We start from the raw sequence: 22,626 nt of genomic DNA on the forward strand, positions 1-22,626 counted from the left end.
CCTGCGAGCACTGGCGGCGCAATTGCCGCGACGCCGGCGTTCGGCGCGCTGCGGCGAGGTAGCCGCGCGGTAGCATCGAACGGTGACACGGCGGGATCACGGACCCAAGGACGGTCGCAGCTACGGCGGGCTGTCCAAGGAGCAGCGGGTTGCCCAGCGGCAGACCCGCCTGATCGACGCCGCCCTCGAACTATTCGGCACCCAGGGTTACGCGGCCACCTCGATCGAGCGCCTCTGCTCGGTGGCGAACGTGTCCACGCGCAGCTTCTACGAGGACATGGGCAGCCGCGAGGCTCTGCTCATCGCCTTGGCGAATCGCATCACCTCCCGCGCGCTGGAATGCGCGCTCACCGCACTCGCCGCCACGCGCAACGAGCCGTTGCCCACCCGCGTGGTGGCGAGTTTCCGCGCGTATCTGGGCGTCACGTGCGCCGACGCCAGGACCGCGCGGGTGCTCTATGTCGAGGTCGTCGGCGTGAGCGCGGCGGTGGAGGAGTGGCGCAGGCAGCAGCGCCGTCTGCTGTCGGCGTTGCTGATCAGCGAGGCCGAACGCGCCGTCGGCCGCGGCGAGACCGGTCCGCGCCGTTTCGATCTGTTCGCGCTGGCCGTGATCGGCGCGGTGACCTCGCTCGCCCAGGAATTGGTGCAGGGCACGGCGCCGGATTCGGTGGTGAGTCTGGACGAGATCTGCGAAGAGATCGCCTACTTCGTGAATTCCGGTCTTTCCCGCACGCGGGGTGATGATCCCGCGGCGCTTCCGGACCGGCCCGTCGTCGAGGCCGATGTGTTCTAGACCGTGCCGGTACCGGCGGTACGGATTTCCGCGGTCGGCGGGTGCGTGTGTTCCTATTGTTCGCGTGTTCACCGAAACAGTGGGGGTCCCGCGCGGCCGGGGCGGTGCGCGATGACCGGACCGACGGACCGTCCGCAACGGTGGAACCGGCTGCTGGAACTGCTCGCCGAATCCGGGCGGCTCTCGGTGGAGGAGGCAGCCGAGCGGCTCGGCGTGTCGGCCGCGACGGTGCGCCGCGATTTCACCGCGCTCGCCGAACAGCAGCTGGCCACCAGGACGCACGGCGGCGTTGTGGCCACCTCGGTGGCCTACGACCTGCCCGCCCGCTACCGGCAGAGCGCGGGCGAGGCCAAGCAGCGCATCGCCGAACACGCCGCGTCGCTGGTCGATCCGTGCGCGGTGGTCGGGATGAACGGGGGCACGACCACCACGGCGGTGGCCAGGGCGCTGGCCGGGCGCACCGACCTCGGGTCGGCCGGTGACGAGCAACTCACCATCGTCACCAACGCGCTGAACATCGCGGGGGAGATGGTGCTGCGGCCGCATGTGCGCACGATCGTCCTCGGCGGCGTGGCCCGGCGGGAGTCCTACGAACTGCACGGCCCGCTGGCCGAACGGGCGCTGGCCGAACTGCGGCTCGACGATCTTGTGCTCGGCGTGAACGCGATCTCCGCCGACGGCGGCGCCCAATGCAGGCACCTCGACGAGGCCGGGGTGACCGCCGAGATGGTGCGGCGCTCCGGCCGGGTGATCGTGGTGGCCACCGGGGACAAGCTCGAACGCACCGCGCTGGCCCGCATCTGCGGCATCGAGCAGGTGCGGGTGCTGGTCACCGATACCGGCGCCGATCCGGCCGCGGTGGAGGCGATCCGGGCGGCGGGCGTGCGGGTCGAGGTGGTCTAGCCGGGAACACCGCCCGGCGCGATGTCGACTTCCCGATCTACTTCGCGGTGACCGGCGCCAGCGGTGGCGAGACCTCCGCGGCGGACCGGATGCCGCGTCGCCAGACCAGGTATCCCCAGGCCACGAAGCCCGCGTAGACGAGGTAGAGGGTGGCCGAGGGGTAGTAGCCTGCCCGCACCAGCAGGGGAATGCCGACCAGGTCGACCGCGATCCAGATCAACCAGAACTCGGCCAGACCCCTGGCCATGCCGTAGGTGGCCAGCACCGAGCCGGTGAAGATCCACGCCTCGGCCCACGGGCCGTAGGAACCCAGCCACTCGAAGAGCTGGGCGAAAACCGCCGTGCCCGCGAACATCGCCGCCACGAGCACGACGCGTTCGCGGGTGCTCGCCCAGCGCGGATCGACGCCGCGGTGTTCGAGGGCGGTCCCGCGCGCCGCGTGCCGGTGCCAGCTCCACCAGCCGTACACGCTGACCGCGATGAACATCACCTGGCGTCCGGCCTGCCCGGCCATGTTCAGCTGCTGCGGCGTATGGAACACCCCGCCGACGAACACGGTGAACAGCAAGGCGTTCCCGGCGATGCCGACCGGCCAGGCCCAGACCCGCCGCCGCATGCCGCCGATCGCGGAGGCCAGGCCGAAGCCGTTGCCGATCACCTCGCGCCAGAGGATCTCCGAGCCCGCGATGTGCAGCTTGGCGTCGAGCAGCGTGAGGATCGGGTTCACCTGTCGTGTAACCCGCGGCGGGGCGCATCTCATCCGATCGGATCGCCGCGATCGGAAATGCGCGGTGCGAACCGTAACGATTGCGCAATCCGGCGACGCGATTCGCAATGTCCGTGCAACGGGGTGCTCCTATGGTGGCCGTCATGAGCACGGAGAGCGGTACCGCCGGGGGGACCGGAATTCATCTCAGAGGATTGACCAAGACCTTCCGGGTCGGGCGGAAGACCGTGCAGGCGTTGGCGAGCGTCGATCTGCACACCGAGCGGGGCGCGTTCCTGTCGCTGCTGGGACCGTCCGGCTGCGGCAAGTCGACGGTGCTGCGCATCCTCGCGGGGCTGGAGACGCCGACCGCAGGGACGGCCCTGATCGACGGCGCGACGCCTGCCGAGCTGCGCGGCAGGCACGCGTTCGGCATCGCGTTCCAGGATTCGGCGCTGCTGCCGTGGCGGTCGGTGGCGTCGAATATCGCGCTGCCGCTGCAGGTCGCGGGCATCGCGCCGAAGCACGGGCAGATCGAAGAGCTGATTCGCCTGGTCGGGCTGGATGGCTTCGAGAAGGCCAAGCCCGCGCAGCTGTCGGGCGGTATGCGCCAGCGCGTCTCGATCGCGCGCGCACTGGTGGTCGAGCCGACCGTGCTGCTGCTGGACGAACCGTTCGGCGCGCTCGACGACATGACCAGGCAGCGACTCAATCTCGAGCTGCTGCGGATCTGGACCGAGAAGCCCGCGACGACGCTGATGGTCACCCACGGCATCGCGGAGGCGGTGTTCCTGTCCGACGTGGTGGCCGTGATGAGCCCGCGGCCGGGGCGGATCCTGGAGCTGGTCGACATCGATCTGCCGCGACCGCGACTGCCGGAGATGATGCGCACACCGGAATTCCACAAACTGCACGACTATCTGTCGGAGCTGCTGTTCGGCACCGCGGGCAAAGGAGGCGTCGCGTGAACGCCGATCAACCGGAACGCTGCCGGCGCCAGGCCAGACCGCGCCGGCAGCGGACGAGCCGCCCGGCCCGGTGGTATCGGTTCGCGCGCTGCGCACGGCGAACGGGGGACACGGCGTGAAGCGTTTCGGCGGTGTGGTCGGCGTGCTGGGGTTGCTCGCGGTGTGGTGGGCTCTCGCGTCGTTCGAGGTCGCTGGCGGCACCATACCCAGCCCATGGGAGGTGCTGCACACCATGTACACCGACGGATGGGACCTGTACGGCCCCAATTTCCGGATCACCGCGCTCGGCGCGTTGCAGGGCTTCGTCTGGGGCAACGGCCTGGCCATCGCGCTGGCCGTCCTGATCGTGCTCGTCCCGCCGATCGAGTCGCTGGCCACTCAATTGGCGATCCTGAGCTATTGCACCCCGTTGCTCGCGCTGGGCCCGATCATTCTGGTGGTGTTCGGCGGACGCACCCCGACGGTCTTCCTGGCCGCGATGTACTGCTTCTTCACGACCATGGTCGGCACCGTCGCCGGGCTGCGCTCGGCCGACCGGACCAGCCTGGAACTGGTGCGCGCCTACGGCGGCGGACGCTGGCAGCAGCTGTACCGGGTGCAAGCGATCTCGGCGCTGCCGAGCACGTTCGCGGCGTTGAAGATCGCCGCGCCGTCGGCCGTGCTCGGCGCGATCATCGGCGAGTACCTCGGCGGCGTCGACAGCGGCATCGGGGTGGCGCTGACCGCCGCGCAGACCTCCTACAACGTGCCGCGCACCTGGGGCATGGCACTGGCCGCCGCGGGCCTGGCCGGACTCGGTTACGCGCTGGTGGCGCTGGCCGCCCGCCTGGCCGTGCCGTGGACCGCCAGGGATGCGCGATGAAGAGTGCGCTGGACTGGATGACGGGGGCCGCCCGATGAAGCTGCTGCGCCGGATCGGGATCTTCCTATTCCCGCTGTGCACCTCGCTGCTGCTGATGCTGGTGATCTGGTACGTCTTCCTGAAGGCGTTCCCGCAGGTCGGCCCGCGGGTCGGCAAGACGCCGGGCGATATTTGGACCTACCTGGTGACCGCGCCCAACGCCGCGACCGCACGGCAGGCGATCCTGGACGACTTGCAGATCACGCTGCGTGACGCGGCCATCGGGTTCGGCGCGGGCATGCTCGCCGCGCTGGTGGTGGCCGCGCTGTTCGTGTCGATCGCCGCGGTGGAGCAGACGTTCCTGCCGGTGGCGATGCTGCTGCGCTCGGTGCCGCTGGTGGCGCTCACGCCGATCATCGTGCTGGTGTTCGGTCGCGGTCTGGCGGGCGTAGCGGTGCTCGCCGCGATCGTCGTGTTCTTCCCCGCGCTGGTCATGATCATGGCGGGATTGCGCGCCGCGCCGCGCCAGGCCCTGGAGCTGGTGGCCGCGTACGGCGGGTCGCGCTGGACCGGGTTGCGCATGGTGGCCGTGCCCGCGGCGCTGCCGTCGGTGTTCGCCGCCGCGCGGATCTCGGTGCCCGGCGCGCTGATCGGCGCGTTGCTCGGTGAGTGGCTCGGCAGCGGCACGGGTTTGGGCGCTGCCCTGATCCGAGCGATCCCGACGTTCCAGTACAGCAAGTTGTGGGCTTCGATCGTCGTCGTCACGCTGGTCTCGGTGGTGCTCTACGCGATCGTCGGCGTCGTCGAGAACCTGGTGCTCGCCCGGTTCGGGCCGGAAGCGGGGCGACTCTGACCGAAACGAATTCCTCGCTCGGAACGCCGAAGTAAAGAAAATGAAACGCGCTGCACTTAGATTCGGCCCATGACACCCGCGCACCGCTCCACGTCCGGGCACCTGAACCGACGCTCGTTCCTCCGTTACTCCGCGTTCGCCGGCGCGGCGCTCGGCGGTGCGGGCGCGCTGGCCGCCTGCGGCGGGAGTTCCGGTGATGCGCCGGGCGGTAGCAGCGCGGACGGCTCGAAATACGGCCGCGTCGCGGTTCAGTTGTCGTGGCTGAAGAACATCGAATTCGCGGGAGAATACTTCGCCGACTCGAAGGGCTATTTCAAGGAGGCCGGTTTCGGTTCGGTCGACCTGATCGCGGGCGGCGCGGCCAGCACGTCGGTGGAGGCCGGATTGGACACCGGGAAGGTGTGGCTCGGCCTGTCCGCGCCGCAGACCACCGCGCCCGCGATCCTGGAGGGCCTGCCCGCCAAGATCGTCGCCACCACCTATCAGAAGAACCCGTTCGCGATCGTGTCCGCCGCGGCGAAACCGATCAAGACGCCCGCGGACATGAAGGGCCGCAAGATCGGTGTGCAGGACACCAACCAGCTGATCTTCAACGCGCTGCTCACCGCCAACGGGATGAAGCCGGGGGATGTCACCGTCGTACCCGCGCAATTCGACCCGACCCCGTTGGCCAACGGGGAGGTCGACGGTTGGGTCAGTTACGTGACCAACGAGCCGATCACGCTCGCGGCCAAAGGCTTCCAGACCGCCCATTTCCTGTTCGCCGACTACAACCTGCCGCTGGTCGCCGAGACACTCACGGTCGCCCAATCGACCATCGACAAAGAGCGCGACAAGCTGAAGGCTTTCCTCACCGCGGAGATCAAAGGCTGGAAGGACGCGGTGGCGAATCCCGCCGAATCGGCCCGGCTCGCGGTCGAGGTGTACGGCAAGGACCAGAAGCTCGATCTCGACGAGCAGACGAAAGAGGCTGCCGCGCAGAACGATCTGGTGGTCTCGGCGGATACCGCCACCGGCGGCCTGCTGTCGATGACCGATGCGCTGATCGAGCAGAACATCGCCGCGCTGCGCGCCGCGAAGATCGACATCAAGGCCGCGCAACTGTTCGACCTGTCGGTACTGCGCGAGGTGTACGCCGAGAACCCCGCCCTGAAATAGCTACAGTCCTACAGCGGTTTTCGGCGTGATCGGGATTTCACCGCTGTAGGGATCGACCGCCCGCACCGGCTGCGCGGCGCGGGTGGCCAGCAGTTCGGCCGCGATCGCGACGGCCATCTCGGGAGCGGTGCGCGCGCCGATGTCGAAACCGGCGGGCGAGTGCAGCCGCGACAGCGTCTCCTCGCCGAATCCGCCCGCGCGCAGGTCTTCCATGCGCCGGATGTGTACCTGGCGTGACCCTACGGCGCCGAGATAGCCGAGCTCGGGTAGTCGTAGCGCCACGGTGAGCAGCGGAATCTCGAACGTGGGATCGTGCGACAGCACGACTATGGCAGTGCTGCTGTCGATCTCCCCGGCGGCGGAGAGGATGTTGAGGTAGCGGTGCGGCCAGTCGACCACGACCTCGGCGCCGGGAAACGACTCCGGCGTGGCGAAATTGGGGCGGGAGTCGCAGATGGTCACCCGGTAGCCGAGCAACTTCGCCTGCACGGTGAGCGCGGCGGCGAAGGAATTGGCGCCGAAGATGATCAGGCGCGGCGGCGGGGCGAACGAGCTGACGAAAACGTCGGAATCGGGGAGCGCGACCAATTCGGTGGCGTGCTTCTTGTCGGTGATCAGGTGCTGGCCGATCAGGTCGGCATCGGAGTTCCACACCACCGTGAAGACGGTGACCCTGCGGTGCGCCGCGATCTCGGCGGCGACATCCGGGAACTCCGGGAAGTGTCTTCGGGAGAACGGCTCGGTGAAGACGTCCATCATCCCCTCGCCGTCCAAGCCGCCGCCCACGCCGAAACGGTGCATCGCACGACGGCCGGTACGCGCCGCTTGGAGCACGGCCTCGTACGCGATGTCCTCCAGCCCGCTCCCGGCGACCGATCCGTAGACGCCCCCGTCCGGGTCGACCAGCATCGCCGAGCCCACCGGTAAGGGCGCGGCGCCCACGGTGCGCACGATGGTGCCGAGTCCGCCGGTACGGCCCGAGTGCCACACCCGCAACAGGTCGTCGACGATGTCCCGCATCAGCTAGCTCCGATCACCGTGCGGTCGTGGCCGGGAAGTCACGATCGACGCCCGTCGCCAAATCGTCGCACGTGACGCACACCATATCGTTTCTGCCGGTCAAATAGGTGCGGGCGCCGGAATCTCCTGAGGCCGATCCGCAAACGGCGTTCCAGTGCTTGTGGGCGATGACAACGGGGTGTCCCGGTGTGTTGTGGAACACGGCACGAGCCAGTCCGCTGGGGGCCGAGAGGGCGGCGGCGAGCACTCGGGCGACCGCGTCGGCGCCGACATCGGGGGTGTCGACCGGCATGATCGCGGCATAGCGGGCAGGGGTGCTCGCGGCGGCGATCAAGCCCGCCCGCAGCGACGCGCTCAGGCCGGTCGCCCAGTCCGCCGCCCACACGTGCCGCACGCCCGGCGGCAGATCGACGATCCGCGGCGTCGGGCCGGTCGCGCCGAGCACGACGATGACCGGGTCGCAGCCGCCGTCGCGCAGCGCGGCGACCGCGGACCGCAGCCAGGCGCCGCCCTCGGCGAGCGCTTTCGGTTTTCCGTAGCGGGTCCCGGCGCCCGCGGCGAGCACGACGCCGGCGCAGGCCGCGACGGCGGAGCGATCAGGGTCGGCCATGCCTAAAAGGTAATACCGGCCGGTCTGCGCCGCACGGGGGGAAACCGGTGGTCAAGGGCGTTTCGTGAGCGACACGCCGAAGGCGATCCCTCCGCTTCCGGTGGCGGCGGCCCCGGTCGTATTCGATGCTGGTCCGATGACGGATCAGCGACGCGGAATCACAGCGTTCGACGCGCTGTCCGACGACGCGGCCTACCGGGCGGTGCTCGGGTGCTGCTCGTCGCCGGACTTCGCGCGGGCGCTGGTCGCGGGCCGTCCGTACGGGAGCGTCGAGGCGCTGCTCGACGCTGCGGACGAGGTGCTGGCGGGGTTGCCGGAATGGGAGCTGGACCGCGCGCTGGCGGGACACCCCAGGATCGGGGAGCGGCCGCATTCCGGTGCCTCCGCGCGGGAGCAGGCCGGGGTGGCGGGCGCGGGCGAGGCGGTGCGCGCGGCGCTCGCCGAGGGCAATCGCGCGTATGAGGAACGGTTCGGGCACGTCTATCTGGTGAGTGCGAGCGGGAAGTCGGGCGAGGAGCTGCTCGCGCTGCTCACCGCCCGGTTGCGCAATGATCCCGAGACCGAAAGGCGGGTAATGCGAACTGAATTGGGCAAGATCAATCGGATCCGGCTGCACGCGCTGCTGGAGCGGTCGTGAGCACGCTGAGCACCCATGTGCTGGACGCGATGCGCGGTGTGCCCGCCGCGGGCGTCACGGTGACGTTGTACCGGCAGGCGCATCGGCTCGATTCGGGCGAAACGGACGCGGACGGCCGGATCGGGGCGTTGGGCGAAGCGCTCGAACCCGCGACCTATCGGTTGGTGTTCGACACCGGCGCCTACTTCGCGGGCCAAGGGGTCGAAACCTTCTATCCCGAGGTGAGCATCGCTTTCGCGGTGCGCGAGGAACGGCACTATCACGTTCCGTTGCTGTTGTCGCCCTTCGCCTTTTCCACCTATCGAGGGAGCTGAGCATGGAATTGACCGGGCCCATCGTGCTGACCGACCACCGCTACGGCAAAGCGGAGAACCGGATCGTCCGGATCCACCGGCGCGGCGCACGGCACGAGATCCGCGATGTGAACGTCTCCACGGTGCTGCGGGGGGATTTCGCCGACGCGTACGTAGCGGGCGACCAAGCGAAGGTCCTGCCCACCGACTCGCAGAAGCAGACGGCCTACGCCTTCGCGAAGCGTCCCGGGCTGCGGGCCATCGAGGACTACGCGCTCGCGCTGGCCGATCATTTCGTCACCGAGATCGAGCCGGTGCGCAGCGCGCGCGTCGAGGTCGACGAATACGCCTGGCAGCGCGTCACCGTCGGCGGTGTGGAGCACGACCACACCTGGGTGCGGCAGGGACCGGAAGTGCGCACGGCGGCGGTCACCGTGGCGGGGAAAGGCGCCGAACGGCAGGCTTGGGTCGTCGGCGGGGTGAAGGACCTGACCATCCTCAAGTCGACCGGCTCGGAGTTCGCCGGCTTCCTGACCGACGAGTTCACCGTGCTCGCGCCGACCAGCGATCGAATGCTGGCCACCGCGCTGGTCGCCGAGTGGCGGTTCGCGAGCAGCACGGGCGTCGACTGGGACGAGGTCTACACCGGCGTGCGGGCGCGGCTGGTGGAGACCTTCGCGACGCTGCACTCCAAGGCCCTGCAGCAGACGCTGTTCGAAATGGGCAAGGCCGCGCTCACCGCCTACCCGGTGCTGGCCGAGATCCGGCTCGCCGCGCCGAACAAGCATCACTTCGACTACGACCTCGGCCGCTTCGGCATCGAGAACCACGGCGAGGTCTATCACGCCGACGACCGTCCCTACGGACTGATCCATGCCACCGTGGCGCGGGCAGACGCGCCGGAAGCGGGTCCCGCGTGGACCAGGTGACCGTCATCGCGGGCTGCGCCGTCGCGACCGTCGACGCCGAGGGGACCGAATACGCCCGCGGACACGTCGTCGTGCGCGGCAACCGGATCGACGCGGTCGGGGCGGGCGATCCGCCCGACCTCGGCCCGGACGCGCGGCGCATCGACGGGCGCGGCTGCCTGCTGACGCCCGGACTGGTGAACACCCACCAGCACCTCTACCAATGGATCACCCGCGGCCTGGCCACCGACCACACCCTGTTCGAATGGCTGAACACGCTCTACCCGGTCTGGGCCGGTATCGACGAGGACGGTGTGCGGGTGGCGGCCACGGGCGCGCTCGCCGCCCTCGCCCGCACGGGATGCACCACCAGCACCGATCACCACTACGTGTTTCCGCGCGACGGCGGTGACCCGCTCGCCGCCGAGATCGAGGCGGCGGCGCGAGTGGGCCTGCGGTTCCATCCCTGTCGCGGCTCGATGGATCTCGGCGCGAGCGCGGGCGGGCTGCCGCCCGACCACTTGGTGGAGCGCCTGGACGACATCCTCACCGCGAGCGCGGCGGCCGTCGCGCGCTGGCACGATCCGTCGCCGGACGCCATGCTGCGGATCGCGCTCGCGCCGTGCTCGCCGTTCTCCGTCACGCCCGACCTGCTGCGCGAGTCGGCGGCGCTGGCCCGCGACACCGGGGTCCGGCTGCACACCCACCTCGCCGAGACCATCGATGAGCAGGACTACTGCCTGGCGACTTTCGGCTGCGCGCCCGCGCAGTACCTGCGGCGGATGGACTGGTTCGGCCCCGACGTCTGGTACGCGCACGCCGTCCACCTGGACGACGACGCGATCGGCGTCATGGCGGCGACCGGCACCGGCGTCGCGCACTGTCCCACGTCGAACGCGCGGCTGGGCGCGGGCGTCGCCCGCGTCGCCGACCTGGTCCGCGCGGGCGTCCCGGTGGGGCTCGGCGTCGACGGGGCGGCGAGCAACGAGGCCGGGTCGATGATCGAGGAACCGCGCCACGCCTTGCTGTGGGCCCGCAACCGGGGCGGACCACACGCGATGACCGTGCGCACCGCCCTGGAACTGGCCACCATGGGCGGCGCGCGGGTGCTCGGCCGCGCCGCCGACATCGGCTCGATCGAGGTGGGCAAACTGGCGGACCTGGCGCTGTGGCGGCTGGACACCGCCGCGCACGCCGGGATCGCGGATCCGGTGACCGCCCTGCTGCTCGGCTCGCCACCACCGCTGGCGGCGTTGCTGGTGAACGGGCGCGAGGTGGTGCGCGACGGCGAGGTCAGGACGGTGGACACGGACGTGGTGGCCGCCGAGGTGAGGCGCGCGCAGGCGGCGCTGCTGGCGAAGGCAGGTTGAGCGACTCGCGCGGGTCGGGTCGAGACCGGAACGCCCGGAGTGGCGCTCAGCGGCGTTTCGGGGGACGCCCGGCGGCGGTGAAGCCGCGTCATCTGTCCGCGTTCCCACTCCGGCCCCCGGCGTGGGCGACTACGAGATCAGCAGCGGGGCGGACGGGGCGAACCTCCCGTTCATCGCCACCGTCCAGGGTGTGGTTGCCGGGCGGGTCACCGACGCTCGCCTCGCTGATCTGGGCGAGGTGTCGAGCCTGGTCAGGCGGGACGAGCAATACTGAAGCAGTGTCGGCTCGGACGGCCCGCCGAGGCGGGAGCCGTGGTGTCGTGAACGGCACCGCCCCACAGTGTGCGGCCGGGACGGCTCCCGCTCGCGGGTGGCCGCCGCGCGGCGAGGTAACAGCCGCGCAATCCGACATGCGTCGCGCGCAATATGGCGGCAACCGACTGGCTCTACCGTGACCGAGAGGCAGGAACGAGGTGAGACGTGGACCTGGACACGATTCGCGAGGTGGTGATCGCGCGCGAGCGCGAAGACCTGGCCTCGCTCGGCGCTTCCACCGCGGTGCTCGCCGGAGGAACCTTCCTGTTCTCTGAGCCGCAGGATCAGCTGCTGCGCTTGGTCGACATCACCGGCCTCGGCTGGCCCGCGTTCGACATCGTGGACGGGGGACTGGACATCGCCGCGACCTGCACCTTGGCCGAGTTCGCCGGCGCAGCGCCCGGCCGTGAGCTGGGGGCCCGGGTATTGCGCGACCCGTGGCCGGGGACCGCGCTGTTCGCCCCGGCCTGCCGGGCGCTGCTGGCCTCGCACAAGATCTGGCGCACCGCGACCGTCGGGGGCAACGTCTGCCTCGCGCTGCCCGCGGGCGCGGTGCTCGGCGCGCTGGCGGCGCTCGACGCCACGGCGCTGGTGTGGGCCGCGGACGGTTCGGATCGGCGAATCCCGTTGCGGGAGTTCGTCCTCGGGCCGGGACGAACGGCGTTGCGGCGCGAAGAAGTGCTGCGCTCGATTCGGGTGCCGCGGTCGAGTCTGCTGGCGCGAACCAGCTTTCGGAAGATCGCGCTCGCCCCGCTCGGCCGGTCCGGCGCCGTCGTCATGGGGCGGCGGGAAGGCAGCGGCCGCAGCGCTGTCACGATCACGGCCGCCACGATCAAGCCCGTCGTCCTGGACTTCGCCGCACCGCCCACCGATGGCGAGATCCGCGATGCCGTGCACACGATCGATCCGGCGCTGTGGTTCGACGATCCGCACGGGTCACCGGAGTGGCGCGGACATGTCGCGGGATTGCTCGCCCGCGAGGTTGCCGCGGAATTGCGGGGTGGTTGATGCGTTTCGAAGTGGACGGCAGGCCCGTCGACATCGAGGCGCGGCCGGGGCAGTGCCTGCGCACCGCGCTGCGGGACGGTGGCGCGCTGGCGGTCAAGAAGGGCTGCGACTCGGGCGACTGCGGGGCCTGCTCGGTGCTGGTGGACGGAATGACGGTGCACTCCTGCGTCTTTCCGGCCTATCGCGCCGCCGGACGATCGGTCACCACCGCCGCCGGACTCGGAACCCCCGAGCACCCGCATCCGGTGCAACGCCGGTTCCTCGCCGAGGCCGCGTTCCAATGCGGGTTCTGCACCGCGGGCATGGTGGTCACGGCGGCGGGGCTCGGGTGTGCCGCCGAAAATCAGGTCGGCGTGCCGGGCGACGAACTCGCCGAGTTGATGAAAGGCAACCTGTGCCGCTGCACGGGTTACCGCGCCATCCGCGCCGCGCTGGGCGAACAGCTCACTCCGGACGATCCCGCCGCCGCCCCCGATCCGGCCGCGGCTGTCGTGGCCCCGGCCGGGCCGCGCATCGTCTCCGGACGCGAACCGTTCACCTTCGACCTGCCGCGACCGGGCGAGGCCGACACCGCGCCGCCGGCCGCCCCGCTGCACATCGCGGTGCTGCGGAGCCCGCACGCCCATGCGCGGATCCGCTCGATCGGCACCACCGCCGCCGAGGCGCTGCCCGGCGTGCACGCGGTGCTCACCCACGCCGACGCACCGGACATGCCGTTCTCCACCGCACGGCACGAGCTGCGCACCGACGACCCCGACGACACCTACGTGCTCGACCGGACGGTCCGATTCGTAGGTCAGCGGGTGGCCGCGGTGGTGGCCGACAGCGTCGCGATCGCCCGCGAAGCGTGCCGTTTGCTGGAGGTCGACTACGAGGTCATGCCCGCGGTGTTCGATCCGCGGGACGCGCTGCGCGCCGACGCGCCGAAACTGCACGGCGACAAACCGGCCTCCGCCCGTATCACCGATCCCGGCCGCAACCTGGCAGCCGAGCTGCACGGCGAGGTCGGCGACGTCGCCGCGGGCTTGGCCGCCGCGGCGCACGTCGTGCGCGGCGTATGGGATTCGCCGCGCGGCCAGCACGTACATCTGGAGACGCACGGCGGGGTCGGCTGGCTCGACGACGCCGGACGCCTGGTCATCCGGTGCAGCACCCAGGTCCCGTTCCTGGTCCGTGACGAACTGTGCCGCCTGTTCGGCCGGTCGCCGGCGCAGGTGCGGGTGTTCACGGCCAGGGTGGGCGGCGGATTCGGCGCGAAACAGGAGCTGCTGGCCGAAGACCTGATCGCGCTGGCCGTGCTGCGCACCGGCAGGCCGGTGCAGTACGAATTCACGCGCTCCGACGAGTTCGTCGCCGCGACCTGCCGTCATCCGATGCGCGTCGAGGTGACAGCCGGGGCCGACGCGCGCGGTGTGCTGACCGCCTTGGCCGTCGACGTGCTCGCCGACACCGGCGCCTACGGCAATCACAGCGGCGGGGTGATGTATCACGGCGTGGGCGAGTCGGTGGAGCTGTACCGCTGTGCCAACAAGCGGGTCGACGCGCGCGCGGTGTACACCAACAACGTTCCCTCCGGAGCGTTCCGCGGCTACGGCCTCGGGCAGGTGATCTTCGCGGTGGAATCGGCTCTGGACGAACTCGCGCACGCGCTCGGCATGGACCCCTTCGAACTGCGCCGCCGCAACGCGGTGGTACCCGGCGACCGGTTCGTCGGCGCGGCGGTGAACGAGAGCGATCTGATGTTCGGCAGCTACGGCCTGGACCAGTGCCTCGACCTCGCCGAACGAGCCCTGCTGCGCGGCAACGACGTGCGCGCGCCCGGCCCGGGGTGGCGGGTGGGCACCGGCATGGCCGCCGCGATGATCGCGACCGTCCCGCCGCGCGGTCACCGATCCACCGCGACAGCCGCGCTGCTGCCCGACGGCCGTTACGAGATCAGGGTCGGCACAGCGGAATTCGGCAACGGCACGACCACGGTGCACGCCCAGCTCGCCGCCACCGCGCTGGAGACCGAGGTGGATCGCATCGTGATCCGGCACGGCGACACCGACCTGGTCGACCACGACACCGGCGCGTTCGGCTCCACCGGCATCGTGGTCGCGGGCAAGGCCGTGTACGCGGCGGCGTGCGGCTTGCGCGGGCGGCTGCTGGCCAGGGCGGCGGAACTGGCCGGCGTCGCGGAGCGGGACTGCGTGCTGAACTCCGGCGGCGTGCACTGCGGCGACCGGGTGCTCACCGCGGCCGAACTGCTGACCGGCGGCGAGCTCGTCGCGCACGCCGAGCACGGCGGCAGCCCCAGGTCGGTGAGCTTCAACGTGCACGCCTTCCGCGTCGCCGTGCACCCCGAAACGGGGGCGGTGCGCATTCTCCAGTCGATCCAGGCGGCCGACGCCGGCACGGTGCTCAACCCGGCGCAGTGCCGCGGACAGGTAGAGGGCGGCGCGGCGCAGGCCATCGGCACCGCGCTGTACGAGGACATGCGCAGCGCGGACGGGGTGATCGGCGCACAGACCTTGCGGCACTACCACATACCGCAGTTCGCCGACGTGCCGCGCACGGAGGTCTACTTCGCCGAGACGTCCGACGCGCTCGGCCCGCTGGGCGCCAAGTCGATGAGCGAATCGCCGTACAACCCGGTCGCGCCCGCGCTGGCCAACGCGATCCGCGATGCGGTCGGCGTACGGCTGTACCGGCTGCCGATGACCGCGGACCGGGTGTGGGCCGCCTTGCGGGAGAGGGAGTCACGATGACGAAGGTGCCGGAGAACGTCCGCGCCCGGATCGAGGCGCTGCTCGACGGGGTCGACGCCGAGCTGCGCCGCAGGTATCCCGGCTCGAACGGCCGCGCACAACCGATCCACACCGTGTACGTCCCCGCCGACCGCCTCGCCGAGGAGACTCCCGAAGCCTGGGGTGCGGCCGCGGTCGAACTGCTCGACCGCCACCGCGATCTGCTCGGCACGCTCGACGGCACCGATTCGCTGCCCGAGGTGCGCAAACGGCTGGAAGCCGATCCGGTGCAGGACCTGCGCATCGACTTCGAGGACGGCTACGGTCTGCGCGCCGACGCCGAGGAGGACCGCGCGGCCACGGCGGCGGGCGAGGTGCTGGCGGCTTGGGCGCGGCGGTCCGGCGGCCCGGCGAGCAGCGGCATCCGGATGAAGGGTTTGGGCGGCGGTGAACGCCGTCGTGCGCTGCGCACGCTCGACCTCGTGCTGACGGGCGCGGGCGGCGTGCCCGGGGGATTCGTGTTCACCGTGCCGAAGATTCGCGCGGTGCAGCAGGTCACGGCGTTGGTGCAACTGTGCGTCGGGCTGGAACGCGGGTACGGCATCGCGGAGGGCAGCCTGCGCTTCGAGCTACAGATCGAGAGCCCGCAGGCGATCATCGCCGCCGACGGCACCGCCCCGGTGGCCGCCATGCTCGCTGTCGCCGAAGGACGTTGCAGCGCATTGCATTTCGGTACCTACGACTACACCGCCGCCTGTGGCGTCGCCGCGCCGGATCAGGCGCTCGACCACCCGGCCGCCGATCACGCCAAGGCGGTGATGCAAGTCGCGGCCGCGCAGACCGGGGTGTGGGTGTGCGACGGTTCCACCCAGATCGTGCCCGACGCCGACCCGGAGGCGGCGCTGCGCAACCACCACCGATTGGTCGTCCGGGCGTTGCGGCGCGGGTACTACCAGGGCTGGGACATGCATCCGGGTCACCTCGTCACCCGATGGCTGGCCACCTACGACTTCTTCCGCCGGGCGATGGACGTCGCGGTGCCGCGTCTGCGGGACTATCTCGCCCGCCGCGGCGGCGACGTCGTCGACGAGCCCGCCACGGCCGAAGCGCTGGCCGCCACGGTGCTGCGCGGCATCGACTGCGGCGCCCGCCCGGACGCGGGCGCGCCGGAACTCACCGAGCCGGTGCTGCGGGCCTTGGCGGCGCGCGCGCCGCTACCGGAGGCGCCGTGACCGTCCATCCGAACGGGGCGATCCCGCACGACACAGGAGGCGCGATGCGCGACCGGGGCGACGAGGAGTTCACGCTGCTGCCGGACCTGGCGGTCCGGCCGCTGGGCGGCTCGGTGATCTGGGCGAACGACGAATTCTTCGCGGAGAAGGAGAATTTGATCAATCCGGGTCCCGCCCGGCACCGGCCCTCCGACTTCGGGCACAAAGGGCAGATCTACGACGGCTGGGAGACCCGCAGACATCGCGGGCAGCCCGGCGACGATACGGCGATCGTGCGGCTGGGCGTGCCGGGCGTGATCCGCGGGATCGTGGTGGACACGGCCTGGTTCACGGGCAACTACCCGCCCGCCGTCTCGGTGTCCGCGTTGGAGATCGAGGACTATCCGCCCGCCGAGACCATCGCCGCGCGCGACGATTGGGTGATGCTGGTCGATCGTTCCCCCGTGGCGGGCGACAGCCGCAACCTGTTCACCGTCGAGAACGAGAAGCGCTGGACCCATGTGAAGCTCACCATGCACCCCGACGGCGGCGTGGCCAGGTTGCGGGTGCACGGAGAGGGCAGGCCCGATCCGCGCCTGTTCGGCCTCGGGCCGCTGGACCTGGCCGCCCTGGAGAACGGCGCGCTGGTGCTGGACTGCTCCAATCGCTTCTACAGCTCACCGAACCAGTTGCTGTATCCCGGCCGGGCCAGGTCCATGGGCGAGGGCTGGGAGACCGCCCGCCGCAGGGACGACGGGAACGACTGGGTGCGCATCCGCCTGGCCGGGCCGGGACTCATCCGGCTCGCCGAACTGGACACGTCGTACTTCCTGGGCAACAGTCCCGGCGCGGCCCGGCTGACCGGTCGCACCAACGACGGCACCGAGTTGGAGTTGTTACCGCGCACCACACTGCAACCCGACACTCGGCACCGGTTTCCGATCGCGCCGATGGCCGCGTCGGTGGAGGAGGTGCGCTTGGACATCTATCCGGACGGCGGCTTGGCGCGGCTGCGCCTCTACGGCGAGCTGGGCGCATGAACGCCGGGGCATCGGCAGGGCATGCGGTCGCGTCTTTTCGGCCGACTCGGCGTTCGAGCGCGTCGGTGCCGCGTGCGGTCGCGGCTTCTCGGCGAAAGTGCCGCCCGCCCGTGCGCACATCGGCGGCGCGTGCAGCTGTGCGTTCTCGGTCGACTCGGGGTCTGAGCGCGTGGACGACGGTGTCGCGTGCGGTCGCGTCTGTCCGGCGAGTGCGGCGCTCGATATCGGCGGGGCGTACGGAGCCGTGTGTGCGTGAGGCGCGGCTATGAGAGATTTCGTCGGCTACGGCCCGCGTCCGCCGGACCCGAAGTGGCCGGGGGAGGCGCGGATCGCGGTGCAATTCGTGCTCAACTACGAAGAGGGCGGCGAGAACAACGTCCTCGACGGTGACGAGTTCTCCGAGACGTTCCTGTCGGAGATGACTCCTGCCGAAGCGTTCCCGAACCGCCACATGAGCATGGAATCGCTCTACGAGTACGGCTCACGCGCCGGGTTGTGGCGGGTGCTGCGCGTCTTCGAGCGGCGCGGGCTGCCGCTGACGATCTTCGCGGTCGCCCGCGCTTTGCAACGTAACCCCGAGGCGGTGGCGGCCTTCCGCGAACTCGGCCACGAGATCGCCTGCCACGGGCTGCGCTGGAAGTCCTACCAGCTCACCGACCGCGACACCGAGCGCGCGCACATGGCCGAGGCGGTGCGTGTGCTGACCGAACTGACCGGCTCGCCGCCGCTGGGCTGGTACACCGGCCGCGACTCGCCGAACACCAGGGAGTTGGTGGTGGAGCACGGCGGCTTCGTCTACGACTCCGACTCCTACGCCGACGACCTGCCCTACTGGGTGCGCGTGCACGACCGCGACCACTTGGTGGTGCCGTACACGCTGGACACCAACGACATGCGCTTCGCCTCGCCCGCCGGTTTCCCCACCGGCGAGCAGTTCTTCGCGCACGTCCGCGACGCCTTCGACGTCCTCTACCGCGAAGGCGCCGAAGACACCCCGAAAATGCTCTCCATCGGCCTGCACTGCCGCCTCATCGGCCGCCCCGCCCGCACCGCCGCCCTGGAACGCCTGCTCGACCACATCCAGTCCTACGACCAGGTCTGGATAACCCGCCGCATCGACATAGCCCGCCACTGGCGCACGGTCCACCCACCACCCCGTCCTGGCATGAAGGACTGGTAACTCCTGCATCGACGAGCGCATCCGAGCTTGCACGCACTTCAGCGAACCGTCGAATGTCGAAGACGATAGGAACTCGTGCTGGGCCGCTGTCGTCTTGTGGTCTGTCCCGATGTACTTGCTGAGCCAGTTCGTAATTCGGTACCGTCGATGCGGGGTTGACCTGCTCGAAGAGGGGAGGGGCACGATGACTTCGAGTCCGGATGGGTCTGGTCGAGATTTCGCTGTGGTGCCTGCCGAGGTCGCCGACGCGGGTAAGTATGTGCAGCGGGTGGCCGAGTCGTTGGTGAACGGATTGCGATCCCTGGATTCCGATATCACCACTCTGCTCGAGTCGTGGAAGGGTACCTCTGCGGACGCGTACTCGGCGGGATGGATCGAAACCAAGCAAGGTGCAGACACGGTGTTGGACGCGTTGGCCGCGATGGCAGAGCTGCTCGGCGTGACCAGCCAGGTTGTTACGGACGAGGACTCCTCCCGCGCATCGGTCACGGCGTCGTTGACCAGTTCGCTCGACCTTCCGGAGCTGTGATGGTGGAAAACGCACAGCCTTTCCGAGTGAAGCTGTCCGAGCTCGAACAGATCACCGCACGCGTGGGTGCATTCGTCGGGTTTCTCAACGACAGCCTCGCCGGACTGCAGCAGCGCATCGATACGGTCCAGCAGAACTGGAACGGCTGGCTGCCGACGCCCAAGCCGACGCGTTCCGCCAGTGGGTCACTGGTGCCACCGAGGTAGCCGAAGGCATTCAGGCCATGCAAGGGGCCGCTCGAGCTGCCCACGACCGATACACCGCGGCGATTGCCGCGAATCTCCAAATGCTGGGACGCGGGTAAGGCCCCATCGCCGATGTCCGAACTCGTCGTGGATCCGCTGGTGTATGCGTTGGCGGGTGCCAGCCTCAACAGTTACGCCTGCTCATTTCAAAAGATTTTCGCCGATCAGATGGCCGCTCTGCGCATTACAGACGCTATGGGCGGCAACGTGGGGGCGTCTAAGGATTGGGCAACCTCATACGACAAAACCGTCACCGAGGCGATGACCTTGACGCAGTCGCTCGTCGAGGCGATGGGCAACTATGCCAACGTGTTACAGGCTTGCGGCTACAACTACGCCCTCGCCGATCATGAGGAAGGAAGCGGCCGCGCGGCGCCAGTCGAACCGACACAGTTTCCTCCGGCCTGGGCCGCCTGTGTAGTTCCACCTCCATCCGCCGGCGGTCCTGGGAGCGGGCTCTTCGATGATGTCGGTTTTGCGGTTTCCGCACTGGAGAATTTCGGTGTCTCGATCCCGGACGGCGAACCCGATAAATTGCAAATCGCCGCCGATGTCTGGTCGAAGTTCGCATCCGCTGATGGGGCGGGCAACCTGCCTGCTCTTCTCGAGAGTCTCGCAAGCAATTTTGATACCGAGACGGCGCCCGACTTGGAGTACGTCGACGAAGATATCCGGGAGATGAAGTCGTCGGCCGAAAGTATTCTCGGTCTTTATGCGGAGATTGCGCAATCGTGCCGTGACCACAAAGCGGCGATCGACAGCCTCCGCGAGAAACTCAAGGATCTCCTCAGGGAACTCGCCGAGGAGATCGCCCTCGAGATCGCGACAAGTGTTGCCTTCAGTATCGTCGCCGGAGCTTTGACGGCAGGTTTCGGTGCTGCGGCGGTTGCTGCCGCGAAGGCGGGGAAGATCGCGCTCAAGGTGAAGAACTATGCTTCCCGAGTCGGCACGATCCTCGCCGGCATCGGTTTCAAAGTACTGAAGGCTCTCGAAAAACTCCCTACCAACATTCGGTCTGTCCTGCAACGACTCCGGGAGCTCGGCAAAAAGATCATCGGCGCGGGAACCCCGAAGCGGCCGAATCACGTTCCCGAGGGGTGGGAGGTCAGGCGAGCGGACAACGGAAAGGGGTGGGTCTGGCAGAAGCCGGGGTCCAAGGGGAATGCGAATATGTTCCGTGACGCGGAGCCGACCGCGCAATACCCGAACGGATATGTTCGCTTCTATAATGAGCACGGCCAACCCATCGGACTCGACGGAAAACCTGGAAGCAAGGCTGCGACCCACATACCGAAGAATCCGGACGGAACATTTCCGACGCCCCAAGGATGGTAAGAATGGAAATATCATTGGTAGGTCAGCGCGTATCCGAAGTTCTTATAGGATACGCGCTGACGATTCGATTCGGCCCGAACTCGGAGTTCGAACTCCAGATCGAGGGCGATATCGAGTTCACCACCGCGGACGGGAAGACGTCGAGCGCGTCGTCCGAGGACTACGGCAGTATCGCGACCGATTTGAACGCGCTGATCGGGGGTGCTGTGACATCCTCCAGCGCTGAAGACGGGTCCGGTTTGATAGTTGTTTTCGAATCCGGGGCGAGGATTCACGTTCCTGTCGATGAAGAATACGAGGCATGGGGAGTCGTCGGGCCGGGCGGCTATCGTGTGATCTGTATGCCGGGCGGGGAACTGGCCATTTGGTCTGCGCGCGAGGCGCACTGAATCTCGGAGTGGCTGTCAGAGGTCGGCGCGGCGTTCGCGGGGGCGTAGGTGGCGGGTGAGGGTGGCGATGGCTTCGAGGACCTCGCGCACGGTGGCTGGGTCGTCGGGTAGTGCGGCTGCTACCGCTTGATCCACGGGGGCGGCGCGGATTTCGGCGACTCGCGGTGAAGCTTCGTCGGCCGCGCGGATCAGGGTGCGCCTGCGGTCGCGCGGGTCGACCGTCGAGACGATCGCTCCGGCCTCTTTGAGCCGTGCCACCGCGGTGGAGACCGCGCTCTGCGGCAACCCTGTGCGCGCGGCGATTTCCCCCACGGTGCTGTCGGGGTGTTCGAGGATGTCGCTTGACACCACGAGCACCGGGCGGTGCCCGCCGCCGAGTCCGGCCGTCGGCAACGCCTGCTCGCCGATCTTCATCAACGCCCGGCCCAGCAGGAACAGTTCGACTCCGTCCACGAGGGGAACTTTACATCAATCCAGATGTATCAATATTGATGTATCTTAATTGATGGATTAGCCTTCTCTGCATGAACACGATTTCCACCGGGACGCTCGAGGTTCGCGGAGCCGACCTGTATTACGAAGTGCGCGGCAGCGGTCCGATGCTGCTGATCGCGCAGAGCGGAGAGGGGGACGCGCGGCGCAGCGAGGATCTCGTCGGTCATCTGGAGCGGCGCTTCACCGTCGTCACCTACGACCGGCGCGGCCTGTCTCGCAGTGTCCTTCGCGATCCGGTGGTGCCCGCCTCGGTCGCGACGCACGCCGACGACGTCCACCGCCTGCTCTCGGCGTTGACCGACGAGCCCGTGGCAATACTCGGGTGCAGCATGGGTGCGGCCATCGGATTGCATCTCGCGGTCGACCACCCGAACCGGCTGCACACTCTCATCGCACACGAGCCCGTCACGCCGTGGCTGCTCGCCGCCGCCGACCGCGCCACCCAACTCGGCGAACTCGAACACTGCGAGCAGGTGTTCGCCGAGCGCGGCTGGCAGGCGGCGCTCGCCCCGATGGTGCGGACGCTGGGAATAGATCCGCAGAACCAGGACCGCGAACCCGGCGTGACCGCCGCCCCGCTCGGCCCAGAGCGCGCCGCGAACTTCGAATACTTCCTCGGACACGACTTCGCCGCGATCCGCGCCGACCACCTGGACGTCGCGGCCTTGCGGCAATCCCCGGTGCGCATCGTCCCGGCCTGTGGGGAGACCACCCCACGACACGTCTTCGACTACAAAGCCGCCCACGAGTTGGCGGCACTGCGCGGCGTGCCGGTGGTGGAATTCCCCGGCGGGCACAACGGGAACCTGACGCATCCGGCGGGATGGGCCGCGCGAGTCGGCGAAAACCTGTCAGACCACTAGCTATCGGCGGGACAGAGCCTGCGCGGCTCGTCACATCATGGCGCTGACAGACAGGGCCTTCGGGAGCGCTCGTGCAACATGCCCATGCCCATCCTGCCATCCACCCCCAGGGCCGAACCCGGCCCTTCAGATCGACCAGCTTCCGCCACGAGTGGCACAAGGCTGCGGCAAAACGCGAGAAGGGCTCTCGCTCATGTGCCACTCGTGAGCCGGAATAGTCGATACGA

25 protein-coding genes are annotated in these 22,626 nt (G+C 69.3%); 21 read left to right on the forward strand and 4 right to left on the reverse strand.

The features are described from left to right. Positions 1 to 82: 82 nt before the first annotated feature. Both U3653_RS31740 and U3653_RS31745 read left to right on the forward strand, forming a co-directional pair. The gene (locus U3653_RS31740) at positions 83 to 793 is read left to right on the forward strand and encodes a TetR/AcrR family transcriptional regulator (RefSeq protein ID WP_195080692.1); all 711 of its coding nucleotides are present in this window, start codon (positions 83 to 85) and stop codon (positions 791 to 793) included. A gap of 111 nt (positions 794 to 904) precedes the next feature. Further along, on the forward strand, positions 905 to 1,696 hold the full coding sequence (locus tag U3653_RS31745; RefSeq protein ID WP_195080691.1) for a DeoR/GlpR family DNA-binding transcription regulator: 792 nt from the start codon (positions 905 to 907) through the stop codon (positions 1,694 to 1,696). Between the two features lie 37 nt (positions 1,697 to 1,733). Here U3653_RS31745 and pnuC read toward each other — a convergent pair whose 3' ends face one another. Beyond that, positions 1,734 to 2,456: a nicotinamide riboside transporter PnuC gene (pnuC, locus tag U3653_RS31750; RefSeq protein WP_397069635.1), complete on the reverse strand. Its 723-nt coding sequence runs from the start codon at positions 2,454 to 2,456 to the stop codon at positions 1,734 to 1,736. Between the two features lie 110 nt (positions 2,457 to 2,566). On the opposite strand from pnuC, the gene U3653_RS31755 reads away from it, so the two are divergent. The 4 genes from U3653_RS31755 (at position 2,567) to U3653_RS31770 (ending at position 6,222) form a co-directional block, all read left to right on the forward strand. Next, positions 2,567 to 3,370, forward strand: a complete 804-nt coding sequence (locus tag U3653_RS31755) for an ABC transporter ATP-binding protein (protein ID WP_195080689.1) — start codon at positions 2,567 to 2,569, stop codon at positions 3,368 to 3,370. 115 nt (positions 3,371 to 3,485) lie between these two features. Beyond that, positions 3,486 to 4,232: an ABC transporter permease gene (locus U3653_RS31760; RefSeq protein WP_195080688.1), complete on the forward strand. Its 747-nt coding sequence runs from the start codon at positions 3,486 to 3,488 to the stop codon at positions 4,230 to 4,232. A gap of 34 nt (positions 4,233 to 4,266) precedes the next feature. After that, positions 4,267 to 5,064 (forward strand): ABC transporter permease, encoded by a 798-nt coding sequence (locus U3653_RS31765; protein ID WP_195081023.1) that lies wholly within the window; start codon positions 4,267 to 4,269, stop codon positions 5,062 to 5,064. 69 nt (positions 5,065 to 5,133) lie between these two features. Then, complete coding sequence (locus U3653_RS31770; protein ID WP_195080687.1) at positions 5,134 to 6,222, forward strand: ABC transporter substrate-binding protein; 1,089 nt, start codon at positions 5,134 to 5,136, stop codon at positions 6,220 to 6,222. On the opposite strand, the gene U3653_RS31775 is transcribed toward U3653_RS31770, so the two are convergent. Both U3653_RS31775 and U3653_RS31780 read right to left on the reverse strand, forming a co-directional pair. After that, positions 6,223 to 7,242, reverse strand: a complete 1,020-nt coding sequence (locus tag U3653_RS31775) for an XdhC family protein (protein ID WP_195080686.1) — start codon at positions 7,240 to 7,242, stop codon at positions 6,223 to 6,225. A 13-nt stretch (positions 7,243 to 7,255) separates the two neighbouring features. Further along, positions 7,256 to 7,852, reverse strand: a complete 597-nt coding sequence (locus U3653_RS31780; RefSeq protein ID WP_195080685.1) for a nucleotidyltransferase family protein — start codon at positions 7,850 to 7,852, stop codon at positions 7,256 to 7,258. Between the two features lie 136 nt (positions 7,853 to 7,988). Here U3653_RS31780 and uraD point away from each other — a divergent pair, with 136 nt between their 5' ends. From uraD to U3653_RS31850, 14 genes are all read left to right on the forward strand, one after another. Next, on the forward strand, positions 7,989 to 8,489 hold the full coding sequence (gene uraD / locus U3653_RS31785; protein ID WP_195080684.1) for a 2-oxo-4-hydroxy-4-carboxy-5-ureidoimidazoline decarboxylase: 501 nt from the start codon (positions 7,989 to 7,991) through the stop codon (positions 8,487 to 8,489). Beyond that, positions 8,486 to 8,803 (forward strand): hydroxyisourate hydrolase, encoded by a 318-nt coding sequence (gene uraH / locus U3653_RS31790; RefSeq protein ID WP_195080683.1) that lies wholly within the window; start codon positions 8,486 to 8,488, stop codon positions 8,801 to 8,803. Before uraD ends, uraH begins: the two co-directional genes overlap by 4 nt. Positions 8,804 to 8,805: 2 nt before the next feature. Then, positions 8,806 to 9,711: a factor-independent urate hydroxylase gene (gene pucL / locus U3653_RS31795; RefSeq protein ID WP_195080682.1), complete on the forward strand. Its 906-nt coding sequence runs from the start codon at positions 8,806 to 8,808 to the stop codon at positions 9,709 to 9,711. Further along, positions 9,699 to 11,060, forward strand: coding sequence for an 8-oxoguanine deaminase (locus U3653_RS31800; RefSeq protein WP_195080681.1), 1,362 nt, complete (start codon positions 9,699 to 9,701; stop codon positions 11,058 to 11,060). The genes pucL and U3653_RS31800 overlap by 13 nt, the downstream gene beginning before the upstream one ends. A 121-nt stretch (positions 11,061 to 11,181) precedes the next feature. Beyond that, the gene (locus U3653_RS31805) at positions 11,182 to 11,334 is read left to right on the forward strand and encodes a hypothetical protein (RefSeq protein WP_195080680.1); all 153 of its coding nucleotides are present in this window, start codon (positions 11,182 to 11,184) and stop codon (positions 11,332 to 11,334) included. 206 nt (positions 11,335 to 11,540) lie between these two features. Beyond that, a complete protein-coding gene (locus U3653_RS31810) occupies positions 11,541 to 12,383 on the forward strand; it encodes an FAD binding domain-containing protein (RefSeq protein ID WP_195080679.1) in 843 nt (280 codons plus the stop codon). Then, on the forward strand, positions 12,383 to 15,133 hold the full coding sequence (locus U3653_RS31815; protein ID WP_195080678.1) for a molybdopterin-dependent oxidoreductase: 2,751 nt from the start codon (positions 12,383 to 12,385) through the stop codon (positions 15,131 to 15,133). Before U3653_RS31810 ends, U3653_RS31815 begins: the two co-directional genes overlap by 1 nt. Further along, positions 15,130 to 16,344: a DUF6986 family protein gene (locus U3653_RS31820; RefSeq protein ID WP_195080677.1), complete on the forward strand. Its 1,215-nt coding sequence runs from the start codon at positions 15,130 to 15,132 to the stop codon at positions 16,342 to 16,344. Before U3653_RS31815 ends, U3653_RS31820 begins: the two co-directional genes overlap by 4 nt. Positions 16,345 to 16,388: 44 nt before the next feature. After that, positions 16,389 to 17,363 (forward strand): allantoicase, encoded by a 975-nt coding sequence (alc, locus tag U3653_RS31825; protein ID WP_195080676.1) that lies wholly within the window; start codon positions 16,389 to 16,391, stop codon positions 17,361 to 17,363. Positions 17,364 to 17,628: 265 nt separating this feature from the next. Then, complete coding sequence (puuE, locus tag U3653_RS31830) at positions 17,629 to 18,543, forward strand: allantoinase PuuE (RefSeq protein WP_195080675.1); 915 nt, start codon at positions 17,629 to 17,631, stop codon at positions 18,541 to 18,543. 226 nt (positions 18,544 to 18,769) lie between these two features. Continuing rightward, positions 18,770 to 19,072: a WXG100 family type VII secretion target gene (locus U3653_RS31835; protein ID WP_323124546.1), complete on the forward strand. Its 303-nt coding sequence runs from the start codon at positions 18,770 to 18,772 to the stop codon at positions 19,070 to 19,072. 26 nt (positions 19,073 to 19,098) lie between these two features. After that, the gene (locus U3653_RS31840) at positions 19,099 to 19,278 is read left to right on the forward strand and encodes a WXG100 family type VII secretion target (RefSeq protein ID WP_195080673.1); all 180 of its coding nucleotides are present in this window, start codon (positions 19,099 to 19,101) and stop codon (positions 19,276 to 19,278) included. A 111-nt stretch (positions 19,279 to 19,389) separates the two neighbouring features. Then, positions 19,390 to 20,652, forward strand: a complete 1,263-nt coding sequence (locus U3653_RS31845) for a hypothetical protein (protein ID WP_195080672.1) — start codon at positions 19,390 to 19,392, stop codon at positions 20,650 to 20,652. A 2-nt stretch (positions 20,653 to 20,654) separates the two neighbouring features. Then, positions 20,655 to 21,041, forward strand: a complete 387-nt coding sequence (locus tag U3653_RS31850; RefSeq protein ID WP_195080671.1) for a DUF6188 family protein — start codon at positions 20,655 to 20,657, stop codon at positions 21,039 to 21,041. Positions 21,042 to 21,056: 15 nt separating this feature from the next. Here the strand turns inward: U3653_RS31850 and U3653_RS31855 are convergent, their stop codons facing one another. Next, a complete protein-coding gene (locus U3653_RS31855) occupies positions 21,057 to 21,494 on the reverse strand; it encodes a MarR family winged helix-turn-helix transcriptional regulator (protein WP_195080670.1) in 438 nt (145 codons plus the stop codon). Positions 21,495 to 21,565: 71 nt separating this feature from the next. Here U3653_RS31855 and U3653_RS31860 point away from each other — a divergent pair, with 71 nt between their 5' ends. Next, on the forward strand, positions 21,566 to 22,399 hold the full coding sequence (locus tag U3653_RS31860) for an alpha/beta hydrolase (protein ID WP_195080669.1): 834 nt from the start codon (positions 21,566 to 21,568) through the stop codon (positions 22,397 to 22,399). Positions 22,400 to 22,626: the final 227 nt, after the last annotated feature.

Origin of the sequence: Nocardia implantans, from assembly GCF_035544775.1 — a bacterium.
Classification (GTDB): domain Bacteria; phylum Actinomycetota; class Actinomycetes; order Mycobacteriales; family Mycobacteriaceae; genus Nocardia; species Nocardia implantans.

What these genes read in the sequence shown, in the direction of transcription:
- U3653_RS31745 (WP_195080691.1), top strand. Translation starts at nt 905, where the DNA reads ATGACCGGACCGACGGACCGTCCGCAACGGTGGAACCGGCTGCTGGAA.
- U3653_RS31770 (WP_195080687.1), top strand. Translation starts at nt 5,134, where the DNA reads ATGACACCCGCGCACCGCTCCACGTCCGGGCACCTGAACCGACGCTCG.
- U3653_RS31820 (WP_195080677.1), top strand. Translation starts at nt 15,130, where the DNA reads ATGACGAAGGTGCCGGAGAACGTCCGCGCCCGGATCGAGGCGCTGCTC.
- U3653_RS31755 (WP_195080689.1), top strand. Translation starts at nt 2,567, where the DNA reads ATGAGCACGGAGAGCGGTACCGCCGGGGGGACCGGAATTCATCTCAGA.
- pucL (WP_195080682.1), top strand. Translation starts at nt 8,806, where the DNA reads ATGGAATTGACCGGGCCCATCGTGCTGACCGACCACCGCTACGGCAAA.
- U3653_RS31775 (WP_195080686.1), bottom strand. Translation starts at nt 7,242, where the DNA reads ATGCGGGACATCGTCGACGACCTGTTGCGGGTGTGGCACTCGGGCCGT.
- U3653_RS31815 (WP_195080678.1), top strand. Translation starts at nt 12,383, where the DNA reads ATGCGTTTCGAAGTGGACGGCAGGCCCGTCGACATCGAGGCGCGGCCG.
- puuE (WP_195080675.1), top strand. Translation starts at nt 17,629, where the DNA reads ATGAGAGATTTCGTCGGCTACGGCCCGCGTCCGCCGGACCCGAAGTGG.
- U3653_RS31845 (WP_195080672.1), top strand. Translation starts at nt 19,390, where the DNA reads ATGTCCGAACTCGTCGTGGATCCGCTGGTGTATGCGTTGGCGGGTGCC.
- U3653_RS31780 (WP_195080685.1), bottom strand. Translation starts at nt 7,852, where the DNA reads ATGGCCGACCCTGATCGCTCCGCCGTCGCGGCCTGCGCCGGCGTCGTG.
- U3653_RS31860 (WP_195080669.1), top strand. Translation starts at nt 21,566, where the DNA reads ATGAACACGATTTCCACCGGGACGCTCGAGGTTCGCGGAGCCGACCTG.
- pnuC (WP_397069635.1), bottom strand. Translation starts at nt 2,456, where the DNA reads ATGAGATGCGCCCCGCCGCGGGTTACACGACAGGTGAACCCGATCCTC.
- uraD (WP_195080684.1), top strand. Translation starts at nt 7,989, where the DNA reads ATGACGGATCAGCGACGCGGAATCACAGCGTTCGACGCGCTGTCCGAC.
- U3653_RS31850 (WP_195080671.1), top strand. Translation starts at nt 20,655, where the DNA reads ATGGAAATATCATTGGTAGGTCAGCGCGTATCCGAAGTTCTTATAGGA.
- U3653_RS31765 (WP_195081023.1), top strand. Translation starts at nt 4,267, where the DNA reads ATGAAGCTGCTGCGCCGGATCGGGATCTTCCTATTCCCGCTGTGCACC.
- alc (WP_195080676.1), top strand. Translation starts at nt 16,389, where the DNA reads ATGCGCGACCGGGGCGACGAGGAGTTCACGCTGCTGCCGGACCTGGCG.